The 25,109-nt window shown below is 61.4% G+C and carries 25 protein-coding genes; 11 read left to right on the forward strand and 14 right to left on the reverse strand.

From position 1 onward, the window contains the following. Nucleotides 1–53: 53 nt before the first annotated feature. Entirely contained in the window at nucleotides 54–434 is a 381-nt protein-coding gene (locus B7Y49_RS03505) for a nuclear transport factor 2 family protein (RefSeq protein ID WP_374126183.1), read from the reverse strand. Nucleotides 435–533: 99 nt separating this feature from the next. On the opposite strand from B7Y49_RS03505, the gene B7Y49_RS03510 reads away from it, so the two are divergent. Then, nucleotides 534–2,840 (forward strand): ATP-dependent helicase, encoded by a 2,307-nt coding sequence (locus B7Y49_RS03510; RefSeq protein ID WP_374126184.1) that lies wholly within the window; start codon nucleotides 534–536, stop codon nucleotides 2,838–2,840. Between the two features lie 17 nt (nucleotides 2,841–2,857). Here B7Y49_RS03510 and B7Y49_RS03515 read toward each other — a convergent pair whose 3' ends face one another. Next, the gene (locus tag B7Y49_RS03515; RefSeq protein ID WP_374126185.1) at nucleotides 2,858–3,202 is read right to left on the reverse strand and encodes a hypothetical protein; all 345 of its coding nucleotides are present in this window, start codon (nucleotides 3,200–3,202) and stop codon (nucleotides 2,858–2,860) included. 53 nt (nucleotides 3,203–3,255) lie between these two features. Here B7Y49_RS03515 and B7Y49_RS03520 point away from each other — a divergent pair, with 53 nt between their 5' ends. Continuing rightward, entirely contained in the window at nucleotides 3,256–3,666 is a 411-nt protein-coding gene (locus tag B7Y49_RS03520) for a cupin domain-containing protein (RefSeq protein ID WP_374126186.1), read from the forward strand. On the opposite strand, the gene B7Y49_RS03525 is transcribed toward B7Y49_RS03520, so the two are convergent. After that, nucleotides 3,663–5,393, reverse strand: coding sequence for a DUF885 domain-containing protein (locus B7Y49_RS03525; protein ID WP_374126187.1), 1,731 nt, complete (start codon nucleotides 5,391–5,393; stop codon nucleotides 3,663–3,665). The genes B7Y49_RS03520 and B7Y49_RS03525 overlap by 4 nt on opposite strands. 132 nt (nucleotides 5,394–5,525) lie before the next feature. On the opposite strand from B7Y49_RS03525, the gene B7Y49_RS03530 reads away from it, so the two are divergent. The 5 genes from B7Y49_RS03530 (at nucleotide 5,526) to B7Y49_RS03550 (ending at nucleotide 10,763) form a co-directional block, all read left to right on the forward strand. Continuing rightward, entirely contained in the window at nucleotides 5,526–6,350 is an 825-nt protein-coding gene (locus B7Y49_RS03530) for an alpha/beta fold hydrolase (RefSeq protein WP_374126188.1), read from the forward strand. 86 nt (nucleotides 6,351–6,436) lie between these two features. Next, nucleotides 6,437–7,720, forward strand: a complete 1,284-nt coding sequence (locus B7Y49_RS03535; protein ID WP_374126189.1) for an MFS transporter — start codon at nucleotides 6,437–6,439, stop codon at nucleotides 7,718–7,720. Then, complete coding sequence (gene cysK, locus B7Y49_RS03540; protein ID WP_374126190.1) at nucleotides 7,717–8,637, forward strand: PLP-dependent cysteine synthase family protein; 921 nt, start codon at nucleotides 7,717–7,719, stop codon at nucleotides 8,635–8,637. Before B7Y49_RS03535 ends, cysK begins: the two co-directional genes overlap by 4 nt. Nucleotides 8,638–8,710: 73 nt before the next feature. Then, nucleotides 8,711–9,052, forward strand: a complete 342-nt coding sequence (locus tag B7Y49_RS03545) for a hypothetical protein (RefSeq protein WP_374126191.1) — start codon at nucleotides 8,711–8,713, stop codon at nucleotides 9,050–9,052. Nucleotides 9,053–9,401: 349 nt separating this feature from the next. Then, entirely contained in the window at nucleotides 9,402–10,763 is a 1,362-nt protein-coding gene (locus tag B7Y49_RS03550; protein ID WP_374126192.1) for a cell wall hydrolase, read from the forward strand. Between the two features lie 24 nt (nucleotides 10,764–10,787). On the opposite strand, the gene B7Y49_RS03555 is transcribed toward B7Y49_RS03550, so the two are convergent. Genes B7Y49_RS03555 through hisI form a run of 4 tightly spaced genes read right to left on the reverse strand, consistent with a single transcriptional unit; the run spans nucleotide 10,788 to nucleotide 13,982 of the window. Beyond that, complete coding sequence (locus B7Y49_RS03555; protein WP_374126193.1) at nucleotides 10,788–12,596, reverse strand: acyl-CoA dehydrogenase C-terminal domain-containing protein; 1,809 nt, start codon at nucleotides 12,594–12,596, stop codon at nucleotides 10,788–10,790. 2 nt (nucleotides 12,597–12,598) lie between these two features. Further along, on the reverse strand, nucleotides 12,599–13,054 hold the full coding sequence (locus B7Y49_RS03560) for a MerR family DNA-binding transcriptional regulator (RefSeq protein ID WP_374126194.1): 456 nt from the start codon (nucleotides 13,052–13,054) through the stop codon (nucleotides 12,599–12,601). A 38-nt stretch (nucleotides 13,055–13,092) separates the two neighbouring features. Further along, on the reverse strand, nucleotides 13,093–13,608 hold the full coding sequence (locus tag B7Y49_RS03565) for a hypothetical protein (RefSeq protein WP_374126195.1): 516 nt from the start codon (nucleotides 13,606–13,608) through the stop codon (nucleotides 13,093–13,095). Next, complete coding sequence (gene hisI, locus B7Y49_RS03570) at nucleotides 13,605–13,982, reverse strand: phosphoribosyl-AMP cyclohydrolase (protein WP_374126196.1); 378 nt, start codon at nucleotides 13,980–13,982, stop codon at nucleotides 13,605–13,607. Before hisI ends, B7Y49_RS03565 begins: the two co-directional genes overlap by 4 nt. A gap of 130 nt (nucleotides 13,983–14,112) precedes the next feature. Between hisI and purF the strand changes: the two genes are divergently transcribed. Together purF and B7Y49_RS03580 are read left to right on the forward strand one after the other, a co-directional pair. Next, nucleotides 14,113–15,573: an amidophosphoribosyltransferase gene (purF, locus tag B7Y49_RS03575; RefSeq protein WP_374126197.1), complete on the forward strand. Its 1,461-nt coding sequence runs from the start codon at nucleotides 14,113–14,115 to the stop codon at nucleotides 15,571–15,573. Nucleotides 15,574–15,646: 73 nt separating this feature from the next. Beyond that, on the forward strand, nucleotides 15,647–16,360 hold the full coding sequence (locus B7Y49_RS03580; RefSeq protein WP_374126198.1) for an SDR family NAD(P)-dependent oxidoreductase: 714 nt from the start codon (nucleotides 15,647–15,649) through the stop codon (nucleotides 16,358–16,360). Between the two features lie 71 nt (nucleotides 16,361–16,431). On the opposite strand, the gene B7Y49_RS03585 is transcribed toward B7Y49_RS03580, so the two are convergent. From B7Y49_RS03585 to B7Y49_RS03615, 7 genes are all read right to left on the reverse strand, one after another. Continuing rightward, nucleotides 16,432–17,181 (reverse strand): metallophosphoesterase family protein, encoded by a 750-nt coding sequence (locus tag B7Y49_RS03585; RefSeq protein ID WP_374126199.1) that lies wholly within the window; start codon nucleotides 17,179–17,181, stop codon nucleotides 16,432–16,434. Nucleotides 17,182–17,380: 199 nt separating this feature from the next. Further along, nucleotides 17,381–18,349, reverse strand: coding sequence for an endolytic transglycosylase MltG (gene mltG / locus B7Y49_RS03590; protein ID WP_374126200.1), 969 nt, complete (start codon nucleotides 18,347–18,349; stop codon nucleotides 17,381–17,383). A gap of 40 nt (nucleotides 18,350–18,389) precedes the next feature. After that, a complete protein-coding gene (gene fabF, locus B7Y49_RS03595; RefSeq protein WP_374126201.1) occupies nucleotides 18,390–19,649 on the reverse strand; it encodes a beta-ketoacyl-ACP synthase II in 1,260 nt (419 codons plus the stop codon). A gap of 143 nt (nucleotides 19,650–19,792) precedes the next feature. Beyond that, nucleotides 19,793–20,029 carry an acyl carrier protein gene (locus tag B7Y49_RS03600; protein ID WP_374126202.1) on the reverse strand — a complete coding sequence of 79 codons (237 nt, stop codon included), beginning with the start codon at nucleotides 20,027–20,029 and terminating at the stop codon, nucleotides 19,793–19,795. Nucleotides 20,030–20,135: 106 nt separating this feature from the next. Then, on the reverse strand, nucleotides 20,136–20,876 hold the full coding sequence (gene fabG, locus B7Y49_RS03605; RefSeq protein ID WP_374126203.1) for a 3-oxoacyl-[acyl-carrier-protein] reductase: 741 nt from the start codon (nucleotides 20,874–20,876) through the stop codon (nucleotides 20,136–20,138). Nucleotides 20,877–20,897: 21 nt separating this feature from the next. Beyond that, complete coding sequence (gene fabD / locus B7Y49_RS03610) at nucleotides 20,898–21,833, reverse strand: ACP S-malonyltransferase (RefSeq protein WP_374126208.1); 936 nt, start codon at nucleotides 21,831–21,833, stop codon at nucleotides 20,898–20,900. Nucleotides 21,834–21,904: 71 nt separating this feature from the next. Further along, nucleotides 21,905–23,296, reverse strand: a complete 1,392-nt coding sequence (locus tag B7Y49_RS03615; RefSeq protein WP_374126204.1) for a glycosyltransferase family 39 protein — start codon at nucleotides 23,294–23,296, stop codon at nucleotides 21,905–21,907. Between the two features lie 206 nt (nucleotides 23,297–23,502). Between B7Y49_RS03615 and B7Y49_RS03620 the strand changes: the two genes are divergently transcribed. Both B7Y49_RS03620 and rpsF read left to right on the forward strand, forming a co-directional pair. Next, nucleotides 23,503–24,390: a hypothetical protein gene (locus B7Y49_RS03620; protein ID WP_374126205.1), complete on the forward strand. Its 888-nt coding sequence runs from the start codon at nucleotides 23,503–23,505 to the stop codon at nucleotides 24,388–24,390. Nucleotides 24,391–24,636: 246 nt separating this feature from the next. Next, nucleotides 24,637–25,077, forward strand: a complete 441-nt coding sequence (gene rpsF / locus B7Y49_RS03625) for a 30S ribosomal protein S6 (protein ID WP_374126206.1) — start codon at nucleotides 24,637–24,639, stop codon at nucleotides 25,075–25,077. Nucleotides 25,078–25,109 lie beyond the last annotated feature (32 nt).

The raw sequence follows: 25,109 nt of genomic DNA on the forward strand, positions 1-25,109 counted from the left end.
CAGTTGGATGACAGCGCTGGACGATTGCAGCGATTGTAACGGCAAGCGTTGCTTCAGCCCGCCAGCACTGCGGCCATGGCCGGCATCACTGCCTGCAACCCCTTAACCGGGCGGATCATCACGCGAAAGCTGGTGATCTTGTCGGCTTCGTTCCAATGGATGATGTCAACGCCGTTTACCTGAATACCGTCCAGATCAAGCTGAAATTCGAGCACCGCCGACGACGCGCCGATCCATTCCTCGACATAACAAAAGCTCGGCACGCCAAGCACTTTTTGCGCCGCGGTCAGATATTTGATCGTGATCTCCTTGCCCAGCTGCGGGGTGTGCACGGCGGGCGACTGGAACACGCAATCATCCGCGATCAGATCATCGAGGCCGCTGGGATCGCGCGCGTCCATCAGTGCGTGCCAATGGTCGATTGCTGCTGCCATCACCTGTTTCCCCGTATACCAACAAGCAACACTTATCATCGCGGGTTGCCAGCACAAGCGCGCTTGCCCGATGCGCCGCCGTTCCCTACCTGTTCACCGATGAGTCTTCCTGTCCCAGCCCCCGAACCAAGCGCCGCCGAGCCGCCCTATATTCGCGGCCTGAATGCCCCGCAGCGCGATGCCGTGCTGACGACCGAGGGGCCTGTGCTGGTGTTGGCGGGGGCTGGCACCGGCAAAACAGCAGCGCTGACGGCGCGGCTCGCGCATCTGCTTTACACGCGAAAAGCCTATCCATCCGAAATCCTGTCAGTGACCTTCACTAACAAGGCCGCGCGCGAGATGCGCCACCGGGTGCGCAATATCGTGGGCGATGTGGTGGAGGGAATGCCGTGGCTTGGCACGTTTCACGCGATCGGCGCAAAGATACTGCGGCGGCATGCCGAACTGGTCGGGCTGCAATCGAACTTCACGATTCTGGATACCGATGATCAGCTGCGGCTGCTGAAACAGCTGATTGTGGCATCCGACATCGACGAAAAACGCTGGCCGGCACGCCAGTTGGGCGGGATAATCGATGGCTGGAAGAATAAAGGACTGACGCCTGCTGATATCGATGCGGGCGAGAGCGAGGCCTATGCGAATGGGCGCGGCAAGGAGATGTACGCCGCCTATCAGGCGCGGCTGATTGCACTGAACGCCTGTGATTTCGGCGATCTGCTGCTCCATGTGCTGACGATCCTGAAGCGTGACCGTGATGTGCTGAGCCAATATCAGCAGCGGTTCCGCTACATCATGGTCGACGAATATCAGGACACGAACAGCGTCCAATATCTCTGGCTGCGGCTGCTGGCGCAGGAGCGCAAGAATATCTGCTGCGTCGGAGATGACGACCAGTCGATCTATTCGTGGCGCGGCGCGCAGGTGGAAAACATCCTGAAGTTCGAAAAGGATTTTCCGGGCGCCAAGGTGATCAAGCTCGAACAAAATTACCGCAGTACGCCGCACATTCTCGCGGCAGCAAGCGGAGTAATCGCCAATAACAGCGGTCGGCTCGGCAAGACATTGTGGACCGACGAGGCCGAGGGCGAGAAGGTCAAAGTGCTCGGCGTATGGGACGGCCCTGAAGAGGCCCGTCGCGTCGGCGAGGAAATCGAGAGCGCCCAGCGGGCCTGGAATCAGGAGGGGGGCAAATCGCTCGATCACATCGCGATTCTGGTTCGCGCGCAGCATCAGACGCGCGAGTTCGAAGACCGCTTCATCGCGATCGGGATGCCCTATCGCATCGTTGGTGGGTTTCGCTTTTACGAGCGCGCCGAAATCCGTGATGCGCTGGCTTATCTTCGCATCGTCAGCCAGCCCGCCGATGATCTGGCGTTCGAGCGGATCGTCAACGTGCCCAAGCGCGGGCTTGGCGACAAGGCCGTGCAACGTGTTCACCAGCTGGCGCGCGCCGAGGGGGTGCCGCTCAGCACCGCCGCCGCGCGCATCCTCGATACCGATGAGCTCACTCCGCAGGCACGCCGATCGCTCGGCAATTTCGTCATCGATCTCGCGCGCTGGCGGCAAATGGCGGCTGACCTGCCCCACCCTGAACTCGCCCGCCAGATCCTCGACGAAAGCGGCTACACAGCCGTCCTGCAGGCGGAAAAATCGACCGAGGCCTCGGGGCGGCTGGAAAACCTGTCGGAACTCGTCCGCGCAATGGAGGAGTATGAAACGCTCGGCGCGTTCCTCGAGCATGTCAGCCTCGTCATGGACAATGAAGCGCAGGCCGAAGACGCCAAGGTGACGATCATGACGATCCATGCCGCCAAGGGGCTGGAATACGACACCGTCTTTCTGGTCGGCTGGGAGGAAGGGCTGTTCCCATCCCAACGGGCGATCGATGAGGGCGGCAATGCCAGCCTGGAGGAAGAACGCCGGCTTGCCTATGTCGCAATCACGCGAGCGCGGCGGCGCGCCTTCATCCTCCACGCCGCCAATCGCCGCGTGTACGGGCAATGGACGTCAAGCATTCCGAGCCGCTTCGTTGGCGAACTACCCTTGGCGCATATCGAGAGCGAATCGAGCATGGCGGGCGGCGAAAGCCTGTGGCGCGCCAACTGGTCCGAACGCGCCGATCCGTTCGCCGATGTCGCGCGCGGCACCGGGCGGGGGCCGGGTTGGCAGCGCGCGGCAGCAACAGGTTCAAGCTTCGTCCGCGAACCGGCACGCGTCGTGGAAGCTCGGGCAAGCGCCGTCAGCATCGGCAACAAGGGGCGAAGTGACGTGTCGCTCGGGATGCGGGTCTTCCACCAGAAATTCGGCTATGGCGCGATTGTCGAAATCGAAGGCAACAAGCTTGAAATCGAGTTCGAAACTGCAGGGCGCAAGCGAGTGATGGATAGTTTCGTCACAATCGGCTGAAGCGCAATGTGCAGACGTTAAACTCGGTCCACAGTCATCAGCGTAACATCTTGGTATTTTGCCTCGCTGGGATCGAACAACTCGACTGGCGTGAAGGTCCGATCGATCAGCTGAATCTCGCCTAGCCCGCTCAGCCGATAGGTGCCGAGCTTGATCTCACGCGGGGGTTTTCCGTCTCGCTCCACGGCGACTGCATCGACGTGAAGTTCGTCATGCTTGGTGTAGAGAATATGCGGCGCGAGCGTCACCGTGCCGCGATTATACACCGCGGTCAAACACAGGCGGCGGACAATCGCTTCGAGGATCGTCGGGACCGGACCGGTGGGGGCGTTGTCATCGCCCTGAGTTTCGGGTTGCTTCATGGTGGGCGACATACCATTAAATGGTGCAGTGCAGCAATAGGTGACGACTCCCCATGCAACACCCGCTGATTCCCGCCCTCGATCTCCAGCCGCATCCCGAAGGGGGTTGGTACCGCGAAACCTTTCGCCAGCCCGCGCCCGATGGCGGACGCGGGCTGGCCACGTGCATCCTGTTTCTGCTCGAGGCGGGACAGCGATCGCACTGGCACCGCGTCGATGCCGCTGAGTTGTGGCTGTGGCATACGGGCAGCCCGCTGATGCTGATGATCGACCGGGAAACGCACCTGCTCGGCGGCGACGTGCTGGCAGGGCAATTGCCGCAGGCGATCGTGCCCGCCGGGGCATGGCAGGCGGCGGATGCGCACCACGGATGGGCGCTGGTGAGCTGCATCGTGACGCCGGCGTTTGACTTTGCCGGGTTCGAACTCGCCGAACCCGGCTGGTCGCCGCCCGATATTGGTTAGAACACCGATTTCGCCTCGGCTTCCTTCATCATTGCCTGCCGCACCAGCGGTACTGGCGGGCCACCATAGCTGAGGAAAGCGTCGTGGAATCCCTTCCACGCCTTCGTCCCACCCCTGCTGGCGGTCCAGTCGGCCCGCAGTTTGCGGATCATCAGCTTGCCGAGCGTGTAGTTGAGATAAGCCGGATCATAGGTGCCACGCGCCGATTGCTGGCGGGCAGTGCCTTCATCCTGGTGGCATTCCTTGATGAACAGCTCGCGTGACTGCTCCTGCGTCATTTTGCCCGAATGGAGCCGGATTGCCGACAGGAACCGACAATCGCGCAGCAGGGCGTTGGCGAGCTGGCCGATATGCGTTTCCGGGTCGCCATTGTTCAGCCCGGCTTCCCACATCATCTCCTCGGTATAATGCGCCCAGCCCTCGGCATAGGCGTAACCGACGAACAATTGTCCGAAGAGCGAGGGCGAGCGGTTGGCGTGAAGGAACTGAACGAAATGCCCTGGCATCACTTCGTGAACCGAGGTGAACAGCAGGTCCTGCTTACCGGGCACGAAGCCGTCCTGAACTTCCTTGGTCCAGCTCGGATCGGGCGGGGAGATATAATAGACCGACGGAATGCCCTTATCGAACGGTCCCGGCGGATCGATATAGGCTGAGTTCTGCCGGTTATAGGGCGGACTCTCCTCGACCAAGGCCTCCTCCGTACCGGGGATCGAGACGAGATCCTTGTCGATTACAAAGGCGCGGAGCATCGGGATCTGCCGCCGCGCTTCGGCAACCGGGCCGCCTTCAGGTTTGTTCGCGTTCATCTTGGCGGTGCACGCCTCGATCGTCGCGCCGGGTGCAAACTTGGCACAGGCTTCGGCAAAGGCATCCTGATTGCGCTTCAGATCAGCCATCCCGATCGCCTCCAGCTCCGCGAGCGGCGTGTTGACGCCCTCGGTCGCCGCCAGCATTCGCGAAAAGCGATCCGCCCCCAGCGCGAAATCCTGCGTTGCGGTGGCGCGCTGGCTCTCGAGCCAGGTGCCGATTTCGCGCATGGCCGTGGCCGCAGCCTGTGACGCGGTATCGAATTCCTTTTGCAGCGCCGGATCATTCACGCTGGCGAATGCCTTTTTGGCGTCGCCGGCATAAAAATCGGCAAAACCATTGAACCCGGCCACGCCGTAATTGACGAAGCTCAGCGGCATCGGGGTTTTCAGGTTGGCACGGATATTGGGGGCCTGCGCGGCAACGCTTTTGAAAAAGGCGATCATCGCCTTCATCCGCGTCGGCGCATCGGCATAGGGCCGCGCGATATAGACGTTGGGATCAAGCCCGCCGCCGACATAGAAAGTCGGGTTGCGGTGGGGTTGATCGGCGTCCTCCAGCCAGAACAATTTTCCTTCGGCGACCTTGACGAGATAATCGCGCTCGAACCGATCAGCATCGGAGAGTTTGGCGGCATCGAACTTGCGCGCGGCGGCAATCGTGTCGCGCAGGAAATCGCCCTGCTTTTTCAGGCCCGCGGCGCTCCAATCGGGGAGCCGCCCGTCAAATTCATGCTTGCCCTGATAGACGGCATTGGCGGGATCGAGTTCGAACCAGCCGCTGACGAACGCATCGCGGAACTTTGCCCAGTCGCCGGCCTGCGCCATCGCCGCCATCGATCCGCCCGGCACCTGCGCCACCGGGCCGCACCCGGCCAGCGCCAACAGACTGGCTGCCACCAATAATTTCATCCGCACCGGGCTGCTCCTACTTGAGTCGACTCGAATGAAGCTGGCAGGTTGTAGCGATTACCGCCAGCCCCCTGGCTATAGGCGGAACCGCCATGTTGATGATCCGTTTGGCCCGCAATTCCCTATCGGAGAACCCCAATGCCTTATGTGACGACGCGCGACGGCACCGATCTCTACGTCAAGGATTGGGGGAGTGGACGCCCCGTTATCCTTGTCCATGGCTGGCCTTTGTCGGCGGACAGCTGGGACGCGCAGGCAATGGCGCTGGCCGATGCTGGATACCGGGCGATTGCCTATGACCGGCGCGGGTTTGGACGGTCGGCGCAGCCCTGGAACGGTTACAATTACGATACTTTCAGCGACGACCTCGCCGATGTGATGGCCGCGACCGGTGCCACCGCCGATACGACGCTGGTCGGCTTCTCGATGGGCGGCGGCGAAGTCGCGCGTTACATGTCGCGGCACGGCGGCAAAGGCGTGATCAAGGCGGGGCTGATCGGATCGGTCGTGCCGTTCATGCTGCAGACTGAGGATCACCCCAATGGCGCGCCGATGGCGGTGTTCGACGGGATCAAGGCAGGCATCATCGCTGATCGCCCCGGTTTTTTCCGCGGCTTTCTGCGTAACTTCTTCGGGGTCGACACACTGCCCGATCCAGTGAGCGACGACGTCGTTGCTTGGGCCTGGCAGATTGCGATGCAGGCGAGCCTGAAGGCAACGCTCGATTGCGTCACCGCTTTCGGCACGACCGATTTCCGGGGTGATCTGCCCGCCTTCACCGTGCCGACCCTGATCGTCCATGGCACCGGCGACGGCATTGTCCCGATCGACATTTCCGCCCGCCCCGCAGCCCAGGGGATCGCGGGTGCTCAGCTGATCGAATATGAAGGCGCACCGCACGGCTTTACCGTCACCCACCGCGAACGCTTCAAGGCCGACCTGCTGGCGTTTTTGGCAGCCTGAAGATTTAACGGTCCGAAGAAAAGCTTGGGGTCAGCCTGCAATCGCTGATTGCTCCGCTGGCCCCAAGAGCATTAAAGCCGCAAGCCATGGCTGAGGCGACCCACCCCTTTCAGATAACGAATTTCCGGTTCTACTGGGCGGCGCGCTTTTCGATGACGATCGCGCAAAACGCGATGATCATCGTGATCGGCTGGCAAACCTATACCATCGCGCGCGAAACGATGAGCCCGAGTGCGGCGGCCGCCCAATTGGGGCTGATCGGGCTACTGCAATTCCTGCCGCTATTCTTCTCGACGCCGATCACCGGCTGGGTCGCCGATCGGTTCGACCGGCGCTGGATTGCCCGCGCGACCATAGCGCTGCAGGTACTGTGTGCGCTGGTGCTCGCGATCGTCACCTATCGCGGCAATATGACGCTGCCGGTGCTGTTTTCGGTGGCGGTGGCGCTGGGATTCTGTCGAGCCTTTGCCGGTCCTGCCTTTGGCGCGCTTGCTCCCAATCTGGTGCCGCGCGCGATTTTGCCGACCGCCATCGCCCTCAGCTCAATCTCTTGGCAGGTCGGCACGATCATCGGCCCCGCGCTCGGTGGCGTTGCCTATGCAGCCGCGCCCTATGCCGCTTACGCGCTGGCGACGACACTGTTCGTCGTGGCGCTTGGCTGCCTGATGATGATTGGCCATGTTCCCCGCACCGTCATCCCCGGCAAGGCGCATCCACTCCGTCAAATTGCAGAGGGGCTTGCTTATGTCGGGCAGAACAAGCTCGTGTTCGGTACGATTACGCTCGATCTGTTCGCGGTGTTCCTCGCCGGCACCACCGCGCTACTGCCCATCTATGCGCATGACATTTTGAAGGTCGGTCCCATCGGGTTGAGCCTGCTGGCTTCGGCACCAGCGGTCGGCGCGTCGATCACCGCGATCTTTTTCTCCTTCCGCCCGATCAAGACCAATGTCGGTCCCAAGATGCTGTGGGCGGTGATGATTTATGGCACCGCGACGATCATTTTCGGTGTTTCTCAGATCATGGCGCTTAGCATGATCGCACTCGCGATTGCGGGGGCGGCGGACATGTTCTCCGTTTATATCCGCCAGTCGCTGATTCAGTTGCACACGCCCGATGACAAGCGCGGCCGCGTAGGCGCCGTCTCGCAACTCACCATTTCGGCATCGAACGAACTGGGAGAAGCCGAATCCGGCTTCCTCGCCGCCGCGCTCGGCCCGGTCGGGGCGGTGCTGGTCGGCGGCGGCGGGGCGATTGTCGTCACGATCCTGTGGACCTTCCTGTTCCCGAGTATCCGCCGCGCCCGAACGTTCGACCCGGTAGAAGACCTGCCCTATGACCTTAACACCAAGCTGGAGGCCGTCGCATGAAAGCCAACACGATCCTGGAAACCATCGGCAACACGCCGCATATCCGCGTCGCCAAGCTGTTCCCCGGCGCCGAAGTGTGGATCAAGTCCGAGCGATCGAACCCCGGTGGATCGATCAAGGACCGGATCGCGCTGGCGATGATCGAGGCCGCAGAAGCGTCGGGCGCGCTGAAGCCCGGTGGCACGATCATCGAACCGACCAGCGGCAACACCGGCGTCGGCCTTGCGATGGTCGCCGCGGTAAAGGGCTACAAGCTGGTCCTCGTCATGCCCGAAAGCATGTCGATCGAGCGGCGGCGGCTGATGCTCGCTTATGGCGCGACCTTCGATCTCACCCCGCGTGACAAGGGCATGCGCGGCGCGATCGAACGCGCGATGGCGCTGGTCGACGGCACCCCCGGCGCCTGGATGCCGCAGCAATTCGAAAACCCGGCCAATATCGATGTCCACACCCGCACGACTGCGCTCGAAATTCTGGCGGACTTCGCGGACTCGCCAATCGACGTCATCATTACCGGGGTCGGCACCGGCGGTCACATCACGGGAATTGCCGAAACACTGAAAGCCCATTGGCCCAATCTGAAGGTCTATGCGGTCGAGCCCGAAGCGTCGCCAGTCATTTCGGGTGGTGCGCCGGGTCCACATCCGATTCAAGGGATCGGTGCCGGTTTCATTCCGGCTAACCTCCATACTGCGTCGATCGACGGGACCATCAAGGTCGATGCCAATGTCGCCAAGGAAATGGCGCGGCGGGCCGCATCGGAGGAAGGAATGCTGGTCGGCATCAGTTCGGGCGCGACGCTGGCGGCGATCGGGCAGAAACTGCCCGATCTGCCCGATGACGTCCGGGTGCTCGGCTTTAACTATGACACGGGCGAGCGCTATCTCTCGGTACCCGATTTTCTGCCCGAAAGCTGAATGATGAAGATCGCCTTTACCGCGATTTAGCGGTATCATCGCCGAGTCGTGGGGGACTTTCTAGGGGGCGTTAATGCGCAAGGCGATGATCTGTGTCAGCGTGATGCTGGCCATTCTGCAGCTCTGGCCATTGGTGATGGGTAAGCAGGTTACACCGGAGCAGGTGGCCGCAACGGCTGCGCCGAGCGCGCAGGCGGCGACTTCGCGCCCTGTTAAAGTTGCTGCCTTTGTTGGCGGCAATCCAGTCAATCCAATTAAGCGCGCCAACCAAGTGCCTGTTTCACCGGGACAAGTCAGCTGTTATCGCCATTATGAAATTGCGTTCGGTGCGTGCGCGCCGTCGGATCGTGCCTGTCGCATGAAGGCCGCCGATCAATGGGACCTGTGCGAAGCGACCGGTTTCTGGGGCAACTGAACCGCGCATTCAATCGCTGGCGTGGGCTGAGCTAACACGCCATCCAGCGCCTGACCCTCGCGAATCGATCGCGGATCGGCCCAGCTAAAATCGAAAACATCACGGTCGGATCAGCCTTCGCAATTATTGCATATATGTTTCATTGCGAGACTCGGCGTAAGTGCTCGCTACGCTCTTTAGGGCAGCCTTTCAGCAACTGCTGCCGCACTTCGCTTGGTATCGAAACTAGGGTAAGGGCCGGGACCAATTTCCGACCGAGCTCGTTTTGATGCCCATGCAAGTGCTTCCGTTCAATTTTTCTGCTGCTCGAACGGCATTATTCGGTGATCCCGGTCGGCGGACATCAATCGTGCTGACGATCGTCAGTGTGCTCGCAGTGACGGTGCCGACACTCATCGTGCAGGCTTCAACTGCACCGCAAACCGCACCGCCCAGTCTGGTCGGGGGACAGCCCATTGTGCCACCCCAGCAATTGCCACCAGTCGACCCGATCGAGTTCGCCGCGATCACGCCTGACGACGCACGCAGGATCAATACCGCGGTGCCGTTTTCGGTCGGTCCCAATCCCGCCGCCAAGCCCTTTCGCCTGCAGGAGACGGGAATCGCTGCCATGCGCGCGGTCGATTGCCTGGCAACGGCGGTGCTGTACGAAGCGGGCGATGATGCGACCGGCCAGCGTGCCGTCGCGCAGGTCATCATCAACCGGGTGCGCCACCCCGCCTTCCCTAAGACGATCTGCGGCGTGGTGTTTCAGGGGGCGGAGCGCCGCACCGGTTGCCAGTTCACCTTCACCTGCGATGGGGCGCTGTTCCGCCACCGCTGGTCCGACGAGGCCTGGGTCTGCGCGCGTACCGTTGCCACCGAAGCGCTGAAAGGTCGGGTGTTCGCGAAAGTCGGCCATTCGACACATTATCATACCGATTGGGTGGTGCCCTATTGGAGCTCGAGCCTCGACAAGGTGAGTGCGGTCGGTACCCATTTGTTTTTCCGCTGGACGGGCTGGTGGGGCACGCCACCTGCATTCAACCGCCGGGTCGCGACCGACGAGCCGATCATCGCGCTACTCGCGCAATACTCGCCCGCGCATAACGCGGCGGGCGATTTTCAGGCTGCTGCGATCGATGATTTTCCGGCGGAGGCCTATGTACCGCCCGCCCCCGTGTCAGGCGATCCGAATGCCTTCCTTGCCACCGTCGATCGGCGGACTGATCCTGACAGCTTCAGGAAGCTGGCGGAGGCAAGCTGTGGCTCCCGCCCCTATTGCAAATATATGGCCTGGACCGCCCGGTTGCGGACGCCAACCGCCCTGCCGCTCGAGCCTGTTCAGGTCGCGACGATGTCGTTCAGTTATCTGCGGGATCGCGCCCGCGGGTTTGAAAAGGCGCTGTGGAGCTGCAGCCAGTTTCCACGCGCGGATCAGAACCAGTGCATGAAGGCGCAGACATTTGTCCCCGGAACAGCCGTGGTCCCGACCCTGGCTAATGCGCCCGATGCGCTTGGCGTGGCGTCGGCCGGGACAACCACGATCACCAGGGCGGCAAGCGACGATGGCAAAGCGGTGGGGCTTTTACCGCCGCCGGCGGCACTGGCCGGAAACAAGCCCAAGATAACCGGGTCATTCCAGCCAGCCACACCGACCGCGCGACCAACGGTGTCACCACCATTGACCGCGCCGCGTCCTGCACCAACTGCTAAACCATCGGCGCCTTGACGGCCCGTATGGGTTGATGGGACGTCAGGCCGCTTCGAACATCTCGGGCGATAGCGCCATCACTGCCTCTGCCCCGCCTTCGATCTTGCGACGCAGCGACCCAGTGTCTGGCAGGATCCGTTCAGCGAAATAACGCGCGGTAACGAGCTTGGCTTCGAGGAACGCGCGGTCGCCATCCGGCTTACCGTCAGCCAGCGCATGGGTGGCGGCCGTCGCCATGCGCAGCCACATCAGCCCAAGCGCGACGATCCCCATCAGGTGCATATAGCTGTGCGCCCCGGCGCCGACATTGTTCGGGTTGGCCATGCCGTTCTGCATGAACCAGACGGTCGATGCTTGAAGATCATTGGCCGAGCGTTCGAGCCGCGTGGCAAAATCGGCAAGGCTTGCATCTTCCTTTGCCACGGCAATTTCATCGGCGAGCATCTTGAACAAGGTCTGCACCGCGCGGCCGCCATTGGTCGCAAGCTTGCGGCCGACCAAATCCATCGCCTGCACGCCATTGGTGCCTTCATAAATCATCGCGATCCGGGCATCGCGGACATATTGCTCCATGCCCCATTCGGCGATGTAACCATGCCCGCCATAGACCTGCTGGGCGTTGGTGGCGATTTCATAGCCCTTGTCAGTGCCATAGCCCTTGATCACTGGCGTCAGCAGCCCGATCAGATCGTCGGCAAGCTGGCGCTCCTCTTCGGTCTGCGCGAAATGGGTGAGATCGACCTGAAGGGCGCCCCACAGGCACAATGCGCGCAACCCTTCAGTCACGGCCTTCGCATCCATCAGCATCCGGCGGACATCGGGATGAACGAACAGCGTATCCGCCTTTTCGGACGGATCGACGGCCCCGGTCAGCGCGCGGCCCTGGCGGCGATCGTGCGCGTACTGGACAGCGTTCTGGTAAGCGACCTCGGCAATGCCAAGGCCCTGCAGACCAACACCAAGCCGGGCCGCGTTCATCATGATGAACATCGCGGCGAGACCCTTCATCTCATCGCCGACCAGCCAGCCCTTCGCGCCGTCATAATTCATCACGCAGGTCGAATTGGCGTGAATGCCCATCTTGTGCTCGATCGACCCGCAGGTAACCGCGTTACGCTCGCCCAGCGATCCGTCGTCATTGACGATGAACTTGGGCACGACGAAGAGCGAAATCCCCTTCGAGCTTTCGGGGGCGCCCGGCGTCTTGGCGAGGACGAGGTGGATGATGTTCTCGGTCAGGTCATGCTCGCCCGACGAGATAAAAATCTTCGTGCCGGTGATTGACCAGCTGCCATCGGCGGCGGGTTCGGCGCGGGTGCGGATCAAGCCAAGGTCGGTGCCGCACTGTGGCTCGGTGAGGTTCATCGTGCCGCCCCATTCGCCCGACACCATTTTGGGGACATATTTGGCCTTTTGCTCCGGGCTGCCCTTCACCAGCAACGATGCGATCGCGCCATGGGTGAGGCCGGGGTACATGGCGAACGCCATATTGGCCGAATTCTTATATTCCTCGAACGCGGTCGAGACGACATGGGGCATTGCCTGCCCGCCAAATTCCTCCGGTGCGCCAAGTGTTGACCAGCCCGCTTCAACGAACTTGGCATAAGCTTCCTTGAACCCGGCGGGGGTCGTCACTGATCCGTCAGCGTGGCGCGTGCAGCCTTCCTGATCGCCCGAATGGTTGATCGGGAATAGCACTTCGGCGACGAACCTGCCGCCTTCATCGAGCACGGCATCGACGACATCGGGGGTAGCGTTCTGAAAACCCGGCAGATTTGTATAGCGATCGAGACCGACAACATGCTCGAGAATGAAGCGCGTATCGCGCACGGGCGGCGTATATTTCGGCATGATCAGTCCTTTTGGGTCTTGAGATCGGCATCGGCCCCATCTCGACCGGATTCGAGCCCCGGTTCGATAAGATCGATAAATTGTTTCAGTTCATCGATGGCGGCATCGATATCGTGCTTTTGCGCATCAAGTAGCGCTATTCTGTCGCGACAACGCGCGATGGTCACTTCACGTTGCGAGCGTCGGCCGTCGCCAATGTCGTACAGGTCAAGCAGCTCGCGAATTTCGCCCAGACTAAAACCGACACGCTTGCCGCGGAGTATCCAGGCAAGCCGCGCGCGATCACGCGCGGAATAGATGCGGACGGTGCCACGCCGCTCTGGCGCGATCAGCCCTTCATCCTCGTAGAATCGAAGCGCCCGCGCGGTAACGCCGAACTCTGTCGACAGATCGGAAATCGAAAAGCTGTGCCGGTCGGGCAGCGGCGCGATGGGTGCATAGGCGGGAAGCGTAGCCATACACAGCAAAATACTTATCGTTTACGTGAACGTCAACCTCACCCGCCAATCGCGCACAGCAATTTGCGTTTCGAATCCCGCAACGTTGACGCTTCCGAGACCGAATCGCTCAGACGTCGCACATCAAGCGCCGCAAACGATGCACGACGACCGCATAGTTTCTCACACGCCTGCGGCATTCGGCCTGGAAATACGATTCGATCGCCCTCGAATCGCGCGTCGAAGTCGCAGCCCGGCGCTCCGGCAAAGGTGATGTGCAGCGCCTCCCCCACCCGCGTAACCGTGCCCGAACCACTGCAATTCTGCTGATCGCCATAATCGACGAAAGCCCCAATGCGGTAGTTCAAGCGGTCAGGGACAACGCAGACACGGTCCGTATCGCGCGCATAGAGCCCGGTCATATCGGTATTGGCGGGATCAGCGATCACGCCTGCTGCAATCGCGGCGGTCTCCAGATCGGGCGCCGTTGTTGGGGTGGCACGCGGTGGCGCGGACGTCTCGCCCGAACAACCGCAGAGCATCAGCAGCCCACACAGGAAAATGCCTCTGGTCACCCTTTGGACATCGCAAATACGGGGTCGAGGCTATCCCCCTCGATCCGGCGATAGAAACAGCTTGCCGCGCCGGTATGGCAGGCGGGCCCAGCGGGATCGGCAATTACCCAAACCGAATCCTGGTCGCAATCGATGCGGATTTCAGCGACACGCAGGATGTTGCCCGACGTTTCGCCCTTTTTCCACAGCGCGCCGCGACTGCGCGACCAGAATGTGGCCTCACCCGTCGCCTGGGTTGCGGCCAACGCCTCGGCATTCATGTGCGCCACCATCAGGACATCGCCCGATACCCGGTCAGTCACCACAGCGGTAATCAGTCCGTCGGTATTGTATTTCGGATCGAGCAACAGCCCGGTTTCGCGTGAGTCGGCCATGCCCTTTTGTAGCGCAACCGCAGCGCTCAACCATCTTTATCGACCAATACGTCCAACCGATGATGACAAATGCGCGACAAACGCGAATGGCGTCCCTATATGACGGGCTCGGCGCAACCAGTGGACGGGCATGCTGACAACAAATCCCTTTGACGACGATCACCTGCATGAGGAATGCGGCATTTTCGGCGTATCCGGCACAGACGGTGAAGCGGCGGCCCTGGTCGCGCTTGGCCTCCACGCACTTCAGCACCGGGGGCAGGAAGCCGCTGGCGTGACGAGTTTCGACGGCCGCGAATTCCACACCCACCGGGCAATGGGCCATGTTGCCGGCAATTTCGACCGCGATGACGTGATCCGCGCGCTGACGGGAACCGTCGCCTGCGGGCATGTCCGCTATTCGACCACGGGCGAAACGGCACTGCGCAATATCCAGCCGCTTTATGCCGATCTGGCGAGCGGGGGCTTTGCGATTGCCCATAACGGCAATATCTCGAACGCGACGCGCTTGCGGCGCGAGTTGGTGCGGCGCGGTTCGATCTTTCAGTCGACGTCCGATACTGAAGTGATCATTCACCTGGTCGCGACATCCAACTACCGCACCCTGCTCGACAAGTTCATCGACGCACTGAAGCGCGTTGAAGGCGCCTATTCGCTGATCGTGATGACGCCCGAGGGCATGATCGCGTGCCGCGATCCGCTCGGGATTCGTCCACTGGTGATGGGGAGACTCGGCGATGCGATCATCTTCGCGTCGGAAACCGTAGCGCTCGACGTGGTCGGCGCGACCTTCGAACGCGCGATCGACCCGGGTGAACTGGTGATTGTGCAGGACAGCGAAGTTCGATCGATCCGCCCCTTTCCCGAGGTGCCGGCGCGCCCCTGCATCTTCGAATATGTCTATTTCTCGCGCCCCGATTCGATCACCGATGATCGATCGGTCTATTCGGTACGCAAGGCGATCGGCGCGCAACTGGCGATTGAGAGCCCGGTCGAAGTCGATCTCGTCATCCCCGTCCCTGATTCGGGGACGCCTGCGGCAATCGGCTATGCACAGGAATCGGGCATCCCGTTCGAGCTGGGTATCATCCGATCGCATTATGTTGGCCGCACCTTCATCCAGCCGGGCGACAAAGTTCGGCATCTCGGCGTAAAGCTGAAGCACAACGCCAACCGGGCGCTGATTCGGGGCAAACGCATCGTCCTGATCGACGATTCAATCGTGCGCGGCACGACCAGCCTGAAGATCGTCCAGATGATGCGCGAGGCGGGCGCCGCCGAAGTCCATATGCGGATCGCCAGCCCGCCCACTCGACACAGCTGTTTTTACGGGGTCGACACGCCCGAACGCGCGAAGCTGCTCGCGGCACAGCTCGATGTCGGCGGGATGACCGATTTCATCCATGCCGACAGTCTCGCGTTCATTTCGATCGACGGGCTGTACAAGGCGCTCGGCCAGTCGAAGCGTTCGGAAACGCAGCCCAGCCATTGCGATGCCTGCTTCACCGGCGATTACCCTACGACGCTGACCGACCAGGACGAATGCGAAACGGTCGATCAGTTCGCGATGCTCGCCGAACGGGTGATCTGACCCCCTCCCACCGACATCGTTTCAGACAATATTCGCTCCCGCCGCGATGGCCGGAGATGATCGGAGTATCGACGTGACCGACAAACCGCTTGCCAGCCAGACCGCCCTCGTCACCGGGGCGAGCCGCGGGATCGGTGCGGCCACGGCCAAGGCGCTTGCTGCAGCCGGTGCCCATGTCGTGCTGACGGCCCGCACCACCGGTGGGCTCGAGGAAGTAGAAGAGTCGATCTACAAGGCAGGCGGCACTGCCACGATCGCACCAGTGAACTTGACCGAGAATGACAGCATTGCGCGGCTTGCAACGGCACTGTCGGGGCGTTGGGGTGCGCTTGATATCCTGGTCCTGAATGCCGCAACCCTCGGGACGCTGGCAGCGGTGCCTGTGATCGACCCCAAGGATTTTGCCAAGGTGATGACGCTGAACGTCAGCGCCCAAGTGGCGTTGCTGACGGCGTTCGATCCGATGCTGCGCAAATCGGCGCATGGGCGCGTAATTGGTCTGACATCATCGGTCGCCCGCCAGCACCGTGCCTATTGGGGCGAATATGCCGCGTCCAAGGCCGCATTCGAGGCGATCCTGTGCAGTTATGGCCTTGAAGTCGCGAACATCAGCAAGATCCGCACCGCGCTGATCGATCCTGGCGCGACCCGGACCGCGATGCGCGCGCGCGCCTATCCGGGGGAAGATCCGATGTCGGTCAAAGACCCGTCCGTGGTCGGCGATTACATCGTCCGGTTGCTGACCGAGGATTTTGACACCGGGCGGTTCGATCGGATCGAAGGCTAAAGCTGCCTTCGGTTGTCTTCGGTTGACCCAGACGCAGCCGATCCCTGGGTGGATGACGGTCAGATCCTTGGCTAAGTCTGCAACACCCAGCGTTCGGTCCCCTCTAATCCCAACGCCGTCAGCTTCCCGCTATAGCAAGCGCCGGTATCAATGCCGATCCGGTCGGGCTTGAATTCGACATCCTGGGTGGGGGTGTGGCCGTGCACCACGACCACCCGGTCGCGCCTCCGTGCATCAAGAAAGGGCTGCCGTATCCAGCGCAGATCGCTGCCCACCTGCCGATCGAGCTGCACGCCGGGCCTGATCCCGGCATGCACGAAGACATAATCGCCTATCCTGATCATATCCTCGCCACGATCGATCACATCGATGTGATCGCGTGGGATGCGCTGCTTCAGGAGGTCGGCAAGATCCTGAATCGTCCCTTGATCGGCCTCTTCGCGGTTGATGCCATAGCTTTCAAGGGTTTCGTAGCCCCCCATCTTCAGCAGCTGCCGAGCCGATTTGGCGCATCCCCCAGCAGCAGCAACAAAGACTTCCTCATGATTGCCCTTGATCAGGCGCACCTGATCGCTTGATCGCAGCAAATTGCCGACAATCTCGACAACACGGGCTGAGTCCGCCCCGCGATCGATAAGGTCGCCAAGAAAAATGAGCCGGATGTCTGCATCACCGCGCGTCGCATCATCCGCCTCGATGAGATCAATCAACTGGTCGAGCAAATCCGCACGGCCATGGATATCGCCAATGGCGTAGACGCGCTTGCCTGGCTCAAGAGCCGGCACGGCCGATGTTTTACGGCCAAACCACTTGCTCAGCACGGCGGCGCGATTCGTTGTATGTGAGCCCGGATCCAATCCGGCATGATCTGTGATAAACCCATAACACCCTATCTATGGGATGGCGCGCATTCAAACAAGGAAACCAGCGGCGTCGTCAAGCGACCGCGCCCAACCTGGAAGCGTCCGATCGCGCGTTATGTGTCGGCGGCAAACTGACGCTGGGATATCGTGAACTGCCTTAACGCTCACCACGCGCTTTGCGAATTGCATACCATTTCTGCACATTGGTGTTGTGCTGTTCGAGCGTGTCGGCGAAGGCGTGCCCGCCGGTGCCATCGGCCACGAAATACAGCGCGCTCGACGGTGCGGGATCGAGCACGGCATCAATGCTCGCCCGCCCCGGATTGGCGATCGGACCAGCAGGCAAGCCCGTCATTGCATAGGTATTATAACCGTTTACGGCTTGAACTTCAGATCGCAAGATACGTCGACCGAGCGGCCGCCCTTTGGTGATGGGATAGATGATCGTCGGATCGGCCTGCAGCATCATGCCGCGCTTCAGCCGGTTCGAATAAACCGCGGCCACCGTCCGGCGTTCATTGGGCTTGCCGGTTTCTTTCTCAACGATCGAAGCGAGGATCAGCGCCTCACGCGGGGTGGAGACCGCGATGCCCGGCTTGCGATTTTCCCACGCTCGGGCGAGATATTTCAGCATCGCGCGCTGCATTCGATCGAGCACGCTTTGCCGCGTATCACCCCGCTGAAAGCTATAGCTGTCGGGCAAAACCGTGCCTTCGATTGGCGCCTCAACCGTGCCGACCAGCCCATCAGCCGCCATCAATCGGTCTTTCACCATAACCGCGGGCAATCCTTCGGGAATGGTGACGAAGCGCTGAAGCGTCTTGCCGCCCTGCAGCATCTTCAGGATATCGGCGGGGCTCAAATGGGCGGGAATGCGGTATTCGCCGGCTTTGATCGGCTCGTTCGATCCAAATATCTTGGCGAGCAGCTTGAAGCGGGCAGCTGAGGGGATCGCGCCTGTCTTTTCAAGGCGATCGGCGGTGCCCGAAAGGCTCGCACCCTCCGCCACCTCGAACGTCATATTGCGCGGTGCCGGGCCCCGCCCGCCCCAATCCTGCACTAAGAGGAAGAGACCGATAAAGGCCGCCAACACGATGAGGAGACCAAGACAACCGAGTTTGCGCATGATCCCTGACCCCTGTTTCGACCGCGTGCCCTGTCGGGGCTTACACTGCTTTCATGACCAAGCTGGCATTGGTGCCGCCGAAACCGAAGCTGTTGTTGAGAACCGCCTTCACCGACCGTTCCTTCGCCTTGTGCGGAACCAGATCGACGCCCTCGCACCCCTCACTCGGATCGTCGAGGTTGAGCGTTGGCGGCACGATCTGATCGCGCATCGCGAGAATGCAGAAAATGCTCTCTACCGCCCCCGCGCCGCCGAGCAGATGCCCGATCGCCGATTTGGTCGAGCTCATCGAGAGCGTGCCGATCGCATTGCCGAACAGGCGGCGCACGGCCCCCAGTTCGAGCTCATCGCCGAGCGGGGTCGAGGTGCCATGCGCGTTGATATAATCGATATCGCTGAGCGACAGGCCCGAGCGCTTCATTGCCTGCTGCATCGATCGGAACGCGCCGGCACCTTCGGGATGCGGTGCGGTGACGTGGTACGCATCGCCCGACATGCCGTAACCGACGATTTCGGCATAGATTTTGGCACCGCGCCCCTTGGCGTGTTCATATTCCTCAAGGCAAACGACGCCTGCCCCTTCGCCCATCACAAAACCATCGCGAGCCTTGTCATAAGGGCGGCTGCCCTTTTCGGGGGCATCGTTGAAATTGGTCGACAGCGCGCGCGCTTGCGCAAAACCTGCAATGCCGATCGGGCAGATCGCGCCTTCGGCACCGCCCGCCAGCATCACATCGGCATCATCGAGCATGATCATGCGCGCAGCATCGCCAATCGAGTGCGCGCCGGTCGAACACGCCGTCACCACCGCGTGATTCGGCCCCATCAGCCCGTATTTAATCTGCACCTGCCCCGAAATCAGGTTGATCAGCCGCCCGTGGACGAAATGCGGGGAAACGCGGCGTGGCCCTTTTTCGTGCAGCACGATCGATTCGCTGGCAATGCCAGGGAGGCCGCCAATGCCGGAACCGATCGAGCACCCTGTGCGGAGCCGCTGTTCTTCGGTCATATCGGTCAGCCCGGCATCTTCAAGCGCCTGGCCAGCAGCGTCGATGCCGAAAATGATGAACGGATCCACCTGGCGCTGGACCTTGTGGTCGACACGCTTGCCCGGATCGAACCCATAAGCATGGTCGGCAGGCTTTACCTCACAGGCATAACGGCAGGCATAATCGGTCGCGTCGAAGCGGGTAATGATCCCCGCGCCGGACTTTGCGGCCAGAATGTTGGCCCAGGCGGTCTCGACGTCCGCGCCTAGCGGGGTGACGAGTCCAAGCCCGGTGACGACAACACGGCGCATGGCAATCTCCGTTCTTCTTCAAAAACCAAAGCGGCCCCCCAACCCCGGATTACCCTGGGACGAGGAGCCGCTCAGTCGTTTCTGCCCATCGGGGCAAGCAGGGTAAACGGGCATCGCGCTTGCGCGGGGATGCCCCTGGGTGCTCAGCCCTTGTGCTCGTCGATATAGGTGATCGCATCCTTGACGGTGCCGATCTTTTCAGCCGCATCGTCGGGGATCTCAACGCCGAATTCTTCTTCGAACGCCATCACCAGTTCCACGATATCAAGGCTGTCCGCGCCCAGATCATCGATAAAGCTCGCATCTTCGGTGACCTTGTCGGTCTCGACGCCGAGATGCTCGACGACGATCTTCTTCACGCGATCGGCAGTCTCGCTCATGCTCTCTTCCCTCTCGTAGCATTAGGTGTTCGTATCTTGAACGCACCTAGAACGCGTGGCTTGCCCTTGCAAGGGGGCACCCGCGCGCCAGAATTGATGCGCGCGATCAAATCATCGCCATTCCGCCATTAACGTGGAGCGTTTGGCCCGTGACGTAGCCAGCCTCGCGGCTCGCCAGATAGACAACGGCCGCACCCACATCGGCGCCCTCGCCCATATGCCCAGCCGGAATCCGCGCGTTCAGCGCCTCCTTCTGGGCATCGGGCAGCCCATCGGTCATCGCCGATCGGATAAAGCCGGGTGCCACGCAATTGACCGTGATTCCGCGGCTTGCCAGTTCTTGCGCCAGCGCCTTTGACATGGCCGTCAGCCCGCCTTTCGACGCGGCATAATTGGCCTGGCCGGGATTGCCCGTGGTGCCGACGACGGAGGTGATCGAAATGATCCGGCCATGCCGCGCCTTCATCATTGGCCGCGCGGCGGCACGGGCAAGGCGGAATGCGGCCTCCAGGTTGACGCGGATCACTTGGTCCCATTCGTCATCTTTCATCCGCATCACCAGATTATCGCGCGTCACCCCGGCATTGTTGACGAGGATATCGAGTTTGCCGCCGAGCGCCTCAACGGCCTGCCCGACCAGCGTATCCACCGCGGTCCCATCCGAAAGGTCGCATGGCAAGGCGACATGATCCCCCCCCAGTTCCGCTTGAAAGGCCGCAAGCTTGTCCGCGTTCGATCCTGACACTGCCAGCCGCGCACCCTGAGCCGCCAACGCCTGCGCGATCGAAGACCCAATCCCCCCCGAAGCACCAGTAACCAGGGCTGTCATGCCAGTAAGGTCGAACATCAATTTCTCCTTCGCGCCTGATTAAATCGCCTTCGCCAGCGCCTCGATGTCGGCCATCGTCACGATGCTCATCGTGTTGGCGTCTTCGACGGTGCGTTTGGCCATGGGGCCGAGCACCTTGGCACCGAACTCAACATAGTCCTCAACGCCCGCGGCCTGCATCGCCAACATCGTTTCGCGCCAGCGGACCACGCCGGTCACCTGATCGACCAGCCGTGCGCGGATCTCGTCGGGTACCGTTATCGGCGCGGCGAGCACATTGGCAAAAAGCGCGACGAGCGGCGTATCTATCCGTGCGGCCTTCAGGGCGTGGAGCATCACATCGGCAGCAGGTTGCATCAACGAACAATGAAACGGCGCCGATACCGCCAGCATCATCCCGCGTTTTGCGCCCATATCCTTCGCCATCGCAACGGCGCGTTCGATCGCGCCGATATGGCCCGAGATAACGACCTGCCCCGCCGCATTATCATTGGCGACGGTACAAACTTCGCCTTGGGCGGCGGCATCGGCAATTGCTTGGGCTTGCTCGAGCGTTGCGCCGAGCAAAGCGGCCATCCCGCCAATGCCGACTGGGACTGCATTCTGCATTGCGCGGCCGCGGATCTTCAGCAGTCGCGCCGCCAAGGGCAGCGCGATTCCACCCGAGGCACAGAGCGCGGTATACTCCCCAAGCGAATGCCCGGCGACGAACTGCGCCTTTTCCGAAATGCGGACGCCACCTTCGCGTTCGAGCACCCGCAAGGTGGCGATCGCATTGGCCATGATCGCCGGCTGGGCATTTTCGGTCAGGGTCAGCTCATCGTCCGGCCCTTCCGTCATCAGTTTGAAGAGATTCTGGCCGATGGCTTCATCGACTTCCTGAAAAACTTCGCGGGCGACGGGGCTGGCATCGGCGAGCGCACGACCCATGCCGACGGCCTGGCTGCCCTGTCCGGGGAAAAGAAAAGCGCGGATGATCCTGGCTCCTGATTGCCGCTTGGAGCGGCCCCGTTAGGAGCGTCGGCACCCACTGGCAAGCTGGCAGCTTATTCCGGCGTGCGGACCAGCACCATCGTCTCGTTTGGCGCAAACATGCGGCGATGGAGTATGCCAGGCACGCGATCGCGCAAGCCAAGCCCTTCGATTAGCCCGCCAAGACGTGTCGGAGGAGAAGGATATCGCGCCACAATCTCGCCCGCAGGCGCTTGGCCGATCGGGGCAACAACCAGCCCCCCAGCCGAGGCGGGCGCATAGCGAATGTTGGCACGCCCCGCAAAATGCATGGGCAGCTTGGCCCGGCGCACCATAACCGGATCGCCGCTGATCACTTCATCCGGATGCGTTCGGCTCGCTTCGATCAGCGACTCCATTTCCCAGCGCGGATGGGCATTGCCGACGCTGAGCATCAGCAGGTTCACTGTCAGTATCCCTGTGACGATCAACCAGCGCCAGCTGCTGGCCAGCGTGCTGAGCCAAAGCGACGCCACCACCACCGCCATGATCGCGGGCAACATGAAATAGCGCGGGTTGAGGACCAGCTTTTCAGTCAGCACCGCGACCAGCACGAAACTGGCGAGCGCCATCGCCGCGAGCACGAGCAGCGGCCGCGATCGCACGACGCCAAAGCCCAACCGCATCCCGACCATCGCCGCAACGCCAGCGACCCAGAATAGCAGCCCGAAATCATCGTTGATGAACAACACCAGCACTGGATCAATCGCCGGATGGAGCAGGAAGTTGCCTTCGTGATTGGCCGCGCGGTCGATATGCGAATCATGGTTGAACGCGATCGCATAACGGCGAAGCGGATCGCCCGTCAGCGCCCATTGGAAAAGCACCTCGGCACCCAGCACCAGCGCCAGCCCGACGCCTGCCGCCAGCAGCACGCTTCGCGCGACTGGTCGACCGATCAGGAAAAGCGGTCCCATGGCAACCAGCGCCAACAGCGATGTTTCGCGGCATATGATGGCGGTGCCGAAGCACATCCCTGCCATCAGCCCTTGCCCCAGCGCCGCCCGCTCAGCCTCAGCCTCGCCCTCGCCCTTACTCTCACCCAGAAGCCAGGCGCCGCCGAGCAACAAAGCGGTTTCGAGCAGATCGACTCCAACCGTGGTCGCATTAGTGACGATGACGGGCAGCGTGGCCGCGATCAGCGCGGCAATCCAGCCGGTGCGCATCCCGCCGATTCGTACGGCGAACAGGCCGACCAGCGCCACCAGCACGCCGTACCAAAGCAGCGCCGTCGCCGCGAAAGCGGTAAAGCCGCGCCCGAACAGCCCGAGCATCGCGGCAAAACTCCACAGCAGCGGAAAGCGCGTCGTCCAATGGTTGTCGCCCGCAAAGGGCGGATCGCTCATCCATTGATCGGCGCCGGCATAATAAAGCGAATCGTCAGACGCCAAAAAGCCGGTCCAACCAATCATCACGGACAGCGCCATGACGAAAAGCACCGCCAGCAATTTTGGCAGCCAATCAAATGGCGCGCGCCCGTGCTGCGCTGATTCCGCTCGATCCATGCACGACATATAGCGGAAAAGGGTGGAAGCTTGCTTAAGCGTGCCCATTTGGCAATGTCCGACGTCATGCCGTCATTTTCTCGCCAAGCGCCAAGGAAGCTGATATGGTTAATTGCAACCATAGGGAAATGGCGATGTTCCGGATCAGCTTTTTTACGGTGCTGTTGATAATCTCCCTATCGTTGATGCCGATGAAGGCGTCAGCAAAGACTGAAAACGAAAACCCGGCGAATAGCCTGCCAGACAATTTCCATGGCAAGGTCAGCTATTTCGGCAACCATAGCGGCGAACGGGTTGGCGCGCTCAGCGGCGACTCAAACAAACCCGTTCCAGGCTGCTTGCGCGCCGATCATCGCTGTCCGATTCGGATTGGCGGCAGCCTGCAGGTCGAACTGGAATTCGACGGCAATCTTGTGCGTGGCAGCTTCCGGGGGTCAGGTGGCCTGAACGCCAGTGGCCTTATCGGCCGTCGGCTGGGGGGGCAGTGCAAATTGTTCGATCAGACCGATGGCTCGGTCTGGGCGGGCCGGTGCGACCGCGATGGTTTCGTAGGTACGGTGAAGAGCGTGCCGAATGCCCCGGCGCAGCTATCGCTCGAATTTCAAGTGGTTGGCACTAAATTCGTCGATGATGATGAACGCAATCGCCAGAAAGCGCGGGAACTGAATATCGAATACCTTCGCCGGCAGATCGCCAGCGATGACCCGATTGAAAAGCGCCTTATCGCCTTGGTAGAACTAGAGACTTACGGCTGGATGTCTTACGGCGTGATCCGCGAATCGATTGTACCAGACCGCCGCAATCGCCGTAATGGCAAAAAAGTTGTTGTCCACTTTGACCTTGAAGGCGGCGGGTCAGGCTACGCGGAGGCGGAGATCGATCGCGGTGCAATCAAGTATGTCGCGTTCTATTTCCCGGATCTGGGCCGCCGGAGGACGACCAGAATCCTAACGCTGCCTACCGATCAGGACGATAATGACGAAGATGACCGTCAGTCCTCGTTCGCGACACCGTAATCGCTTGCAATTCCTCGTTCGGTTCATGGTAGCTGATTGGCGCTTATATCGACCGGCCTGACCGACGTGTTATTCCTGGTACGGCGCAACACGCGGCTTGCCATTTGCCTGAAATTTGCTAGGGCCATTGCATCGCCGGGGTGAAGAGCGCGTCTCTTCGCCCCTGCTTTGTTTTTGAGACGACAGCCGGAGGGGCCCCCGCATGGTGCGGTGTGGTCAGCAATCGGCCAAGATGAAGGACAAGACATGGCTCTTTACGAGCACGTGTTCCTTGCGCGCCAGGATCTGGCACAGGCGCAGGTGGATGCACTGGCGGAAAACGCCACCAAGATCATCGAAGACAATAAGGGCAAGGTCACCAAGACCGAGTCATGGGGTCTCCGCTCGATCGCATACCGCATCGCGAAGAACCGCAAGGCGCATTATGTGATGCTCGAAATCGACGCGCCCGCGGGTGTCGTCGCCGAGCTCGAGCGCCAGACTCAGATCAACGAAGACATCATCCGCTACATGACCGTGAAGGTCGATGCGACGGAAGCCGGTCCGTCGGCGATGATGCGCAAGGGCGATCGTGACCGTGACAGCCGCCGTGGCGGTGAGCGCGGCGACCGCCCCGATCGTGGTGATCGTGATGGCCCGCGCGGCGATCGCGGTGATCGCCCCCGTCGTGACTTTGACGGCGAATAAGGAGCATATAGACAATGGCACGCCCATTTTTC

Origin of the sequence: Sphingomonas sp. 28-62-11, from assembly GCF_002278865.1 — a bacterium.
Lineage (GTDB): Bacteria > Pseudomonadota > Alphaproteobacteria > Sphingomonadales > Sphingomonadaceae > Sphingomonas.

Bases quoted from the DNA above. Each gene is read 5' to 3' on its own strand.
- B7Y49_RS03505 (WP_374126183.1), bottom strand. From the start codon at position 434: ATGGCAGCAGCAATCGACCATTGGCACGCACTGATGGACGCGCGCGAT.
- B7Y49_RS03510 (WP_374126184.1), top strand. From the start codon at position 534: ATGAGTCTTCCTGTCCCAGCCCCCGAACCAAGCGCCGCCGAGCCGCCC.
- B7Y49_RS03515 (WP_374126185.1), bottom strand. From the start codon at position 3,202: ATGAAGCAACCCGAAACTCAGGGCGATGACAACGCCCCCACCGGTCCG.
- B7Y49_RS03520 (WP_374126186.1), top strand. From the start codon at position 3,256: ATGCAACACCCGCTGATTCCCGCCCTCGATCTCCAGCCGCATCCCGAA.
- B7Y49_RS03530 (WP_374126188.1), top strand. From the start codon at position 5,526: ATGCCTTATGTGACGACGCGCGACGGCACCGATCTCTACGTCAAGGAT.
- B7Y49_RS03535 (WP_374126189.1), top strand. From the start codon at position 6,437: ATGGCTGAGGCGACCCACCCCTTTCAGATAACGAATTTCCGGTTCTAC.
- cysK (WP_374126190.1), top strand. From the start codon at position 7,717: ATGAAAGCCAACACGATCCTGGAAACCATCGGCAACACGCCGCATATC.
- B7Y49_RS03545 (WP_374126191.1), top strand. From the start codon at position 8,711: ATGCGCAAGGCGATGATCTGTGTCAGCGTGATGCTGGCCATTCTGCAG.
- B7Y49_RS03555 (WP_374126193.1), bottom strand. From the start codon at position 12,596: ATGCCGAAATATACGCCGCCCGTGCGCGATACGCGCTTCATTCTCGAG.
- B7Y49_RS03560 (WP_374126194.1), bottom strand. From the start codon at position 13,054: ATGGCTACGCTTCCCGCCTATGCACCCATCGCGCCGCTGCCCGACCGG.
- hisI (WP_374126196.1), bottom strand. From the start codon at position 13,982: ATGGCCGACTCACGCGAAACCGGGCTGTTGCTCGATCCGAAATACAAT.
- purF (WP_374126197.1), top strand. From the start codon at position 14,113: ATGCTGACAACAAATCCCTTTGACGACGATCACCTGCATGAGGAATGC.
- mltG (WP_374126200.1), bottom strand. From the start codon at position 18,349: ATGCGCAAACTCGGTTGTCTTGGTCTCCTCATCGTGTTGGCGGCCTTT.
- fabF (WP_374126201.1), bottom strand. From the start codon at position 19,649: ATGCGCCGTGTTGTCGTCACCGGGCTTGGACTCGTCACCCCGCTAGGC.
- B7Y49_RS03600 (WP_374126202.1), bottom strand. From the start codon at position 20,029: ATGAGCGAGACTGCCGATCGCGTGAAGAAGATCGTCGTCGAGCATCTC.
- fabG (WP_374126203.1), bottom strand. From the start codon at position 20,876: ATGTTCGACCTTACTGGCATGACAGCCCTGGTTACTGGTGCTTCGGGG.
- B7Y49_RS03615 (WP_374126204.1), bottom strand. From the start codon at position 23,296: ATGGCGCTGTCCGTGATGATTGGTTGGACCGGCTTTTTGGCGTCTGAC.
- B7Y49_RS03620 (WP_374126205.1), top strand. From the start codon at position 23,503: ATGGCGATGTTCCGGATCAGCTTTTTTACGGTGCTGTTGATAATCTCC.
- rpsF (WP_374126206.1), top strand. From the start codon at position 24,637: ATGGCTCTTTACGAGCACGTGTTCCTTGCGCGCCAGGATCTGGCACAG.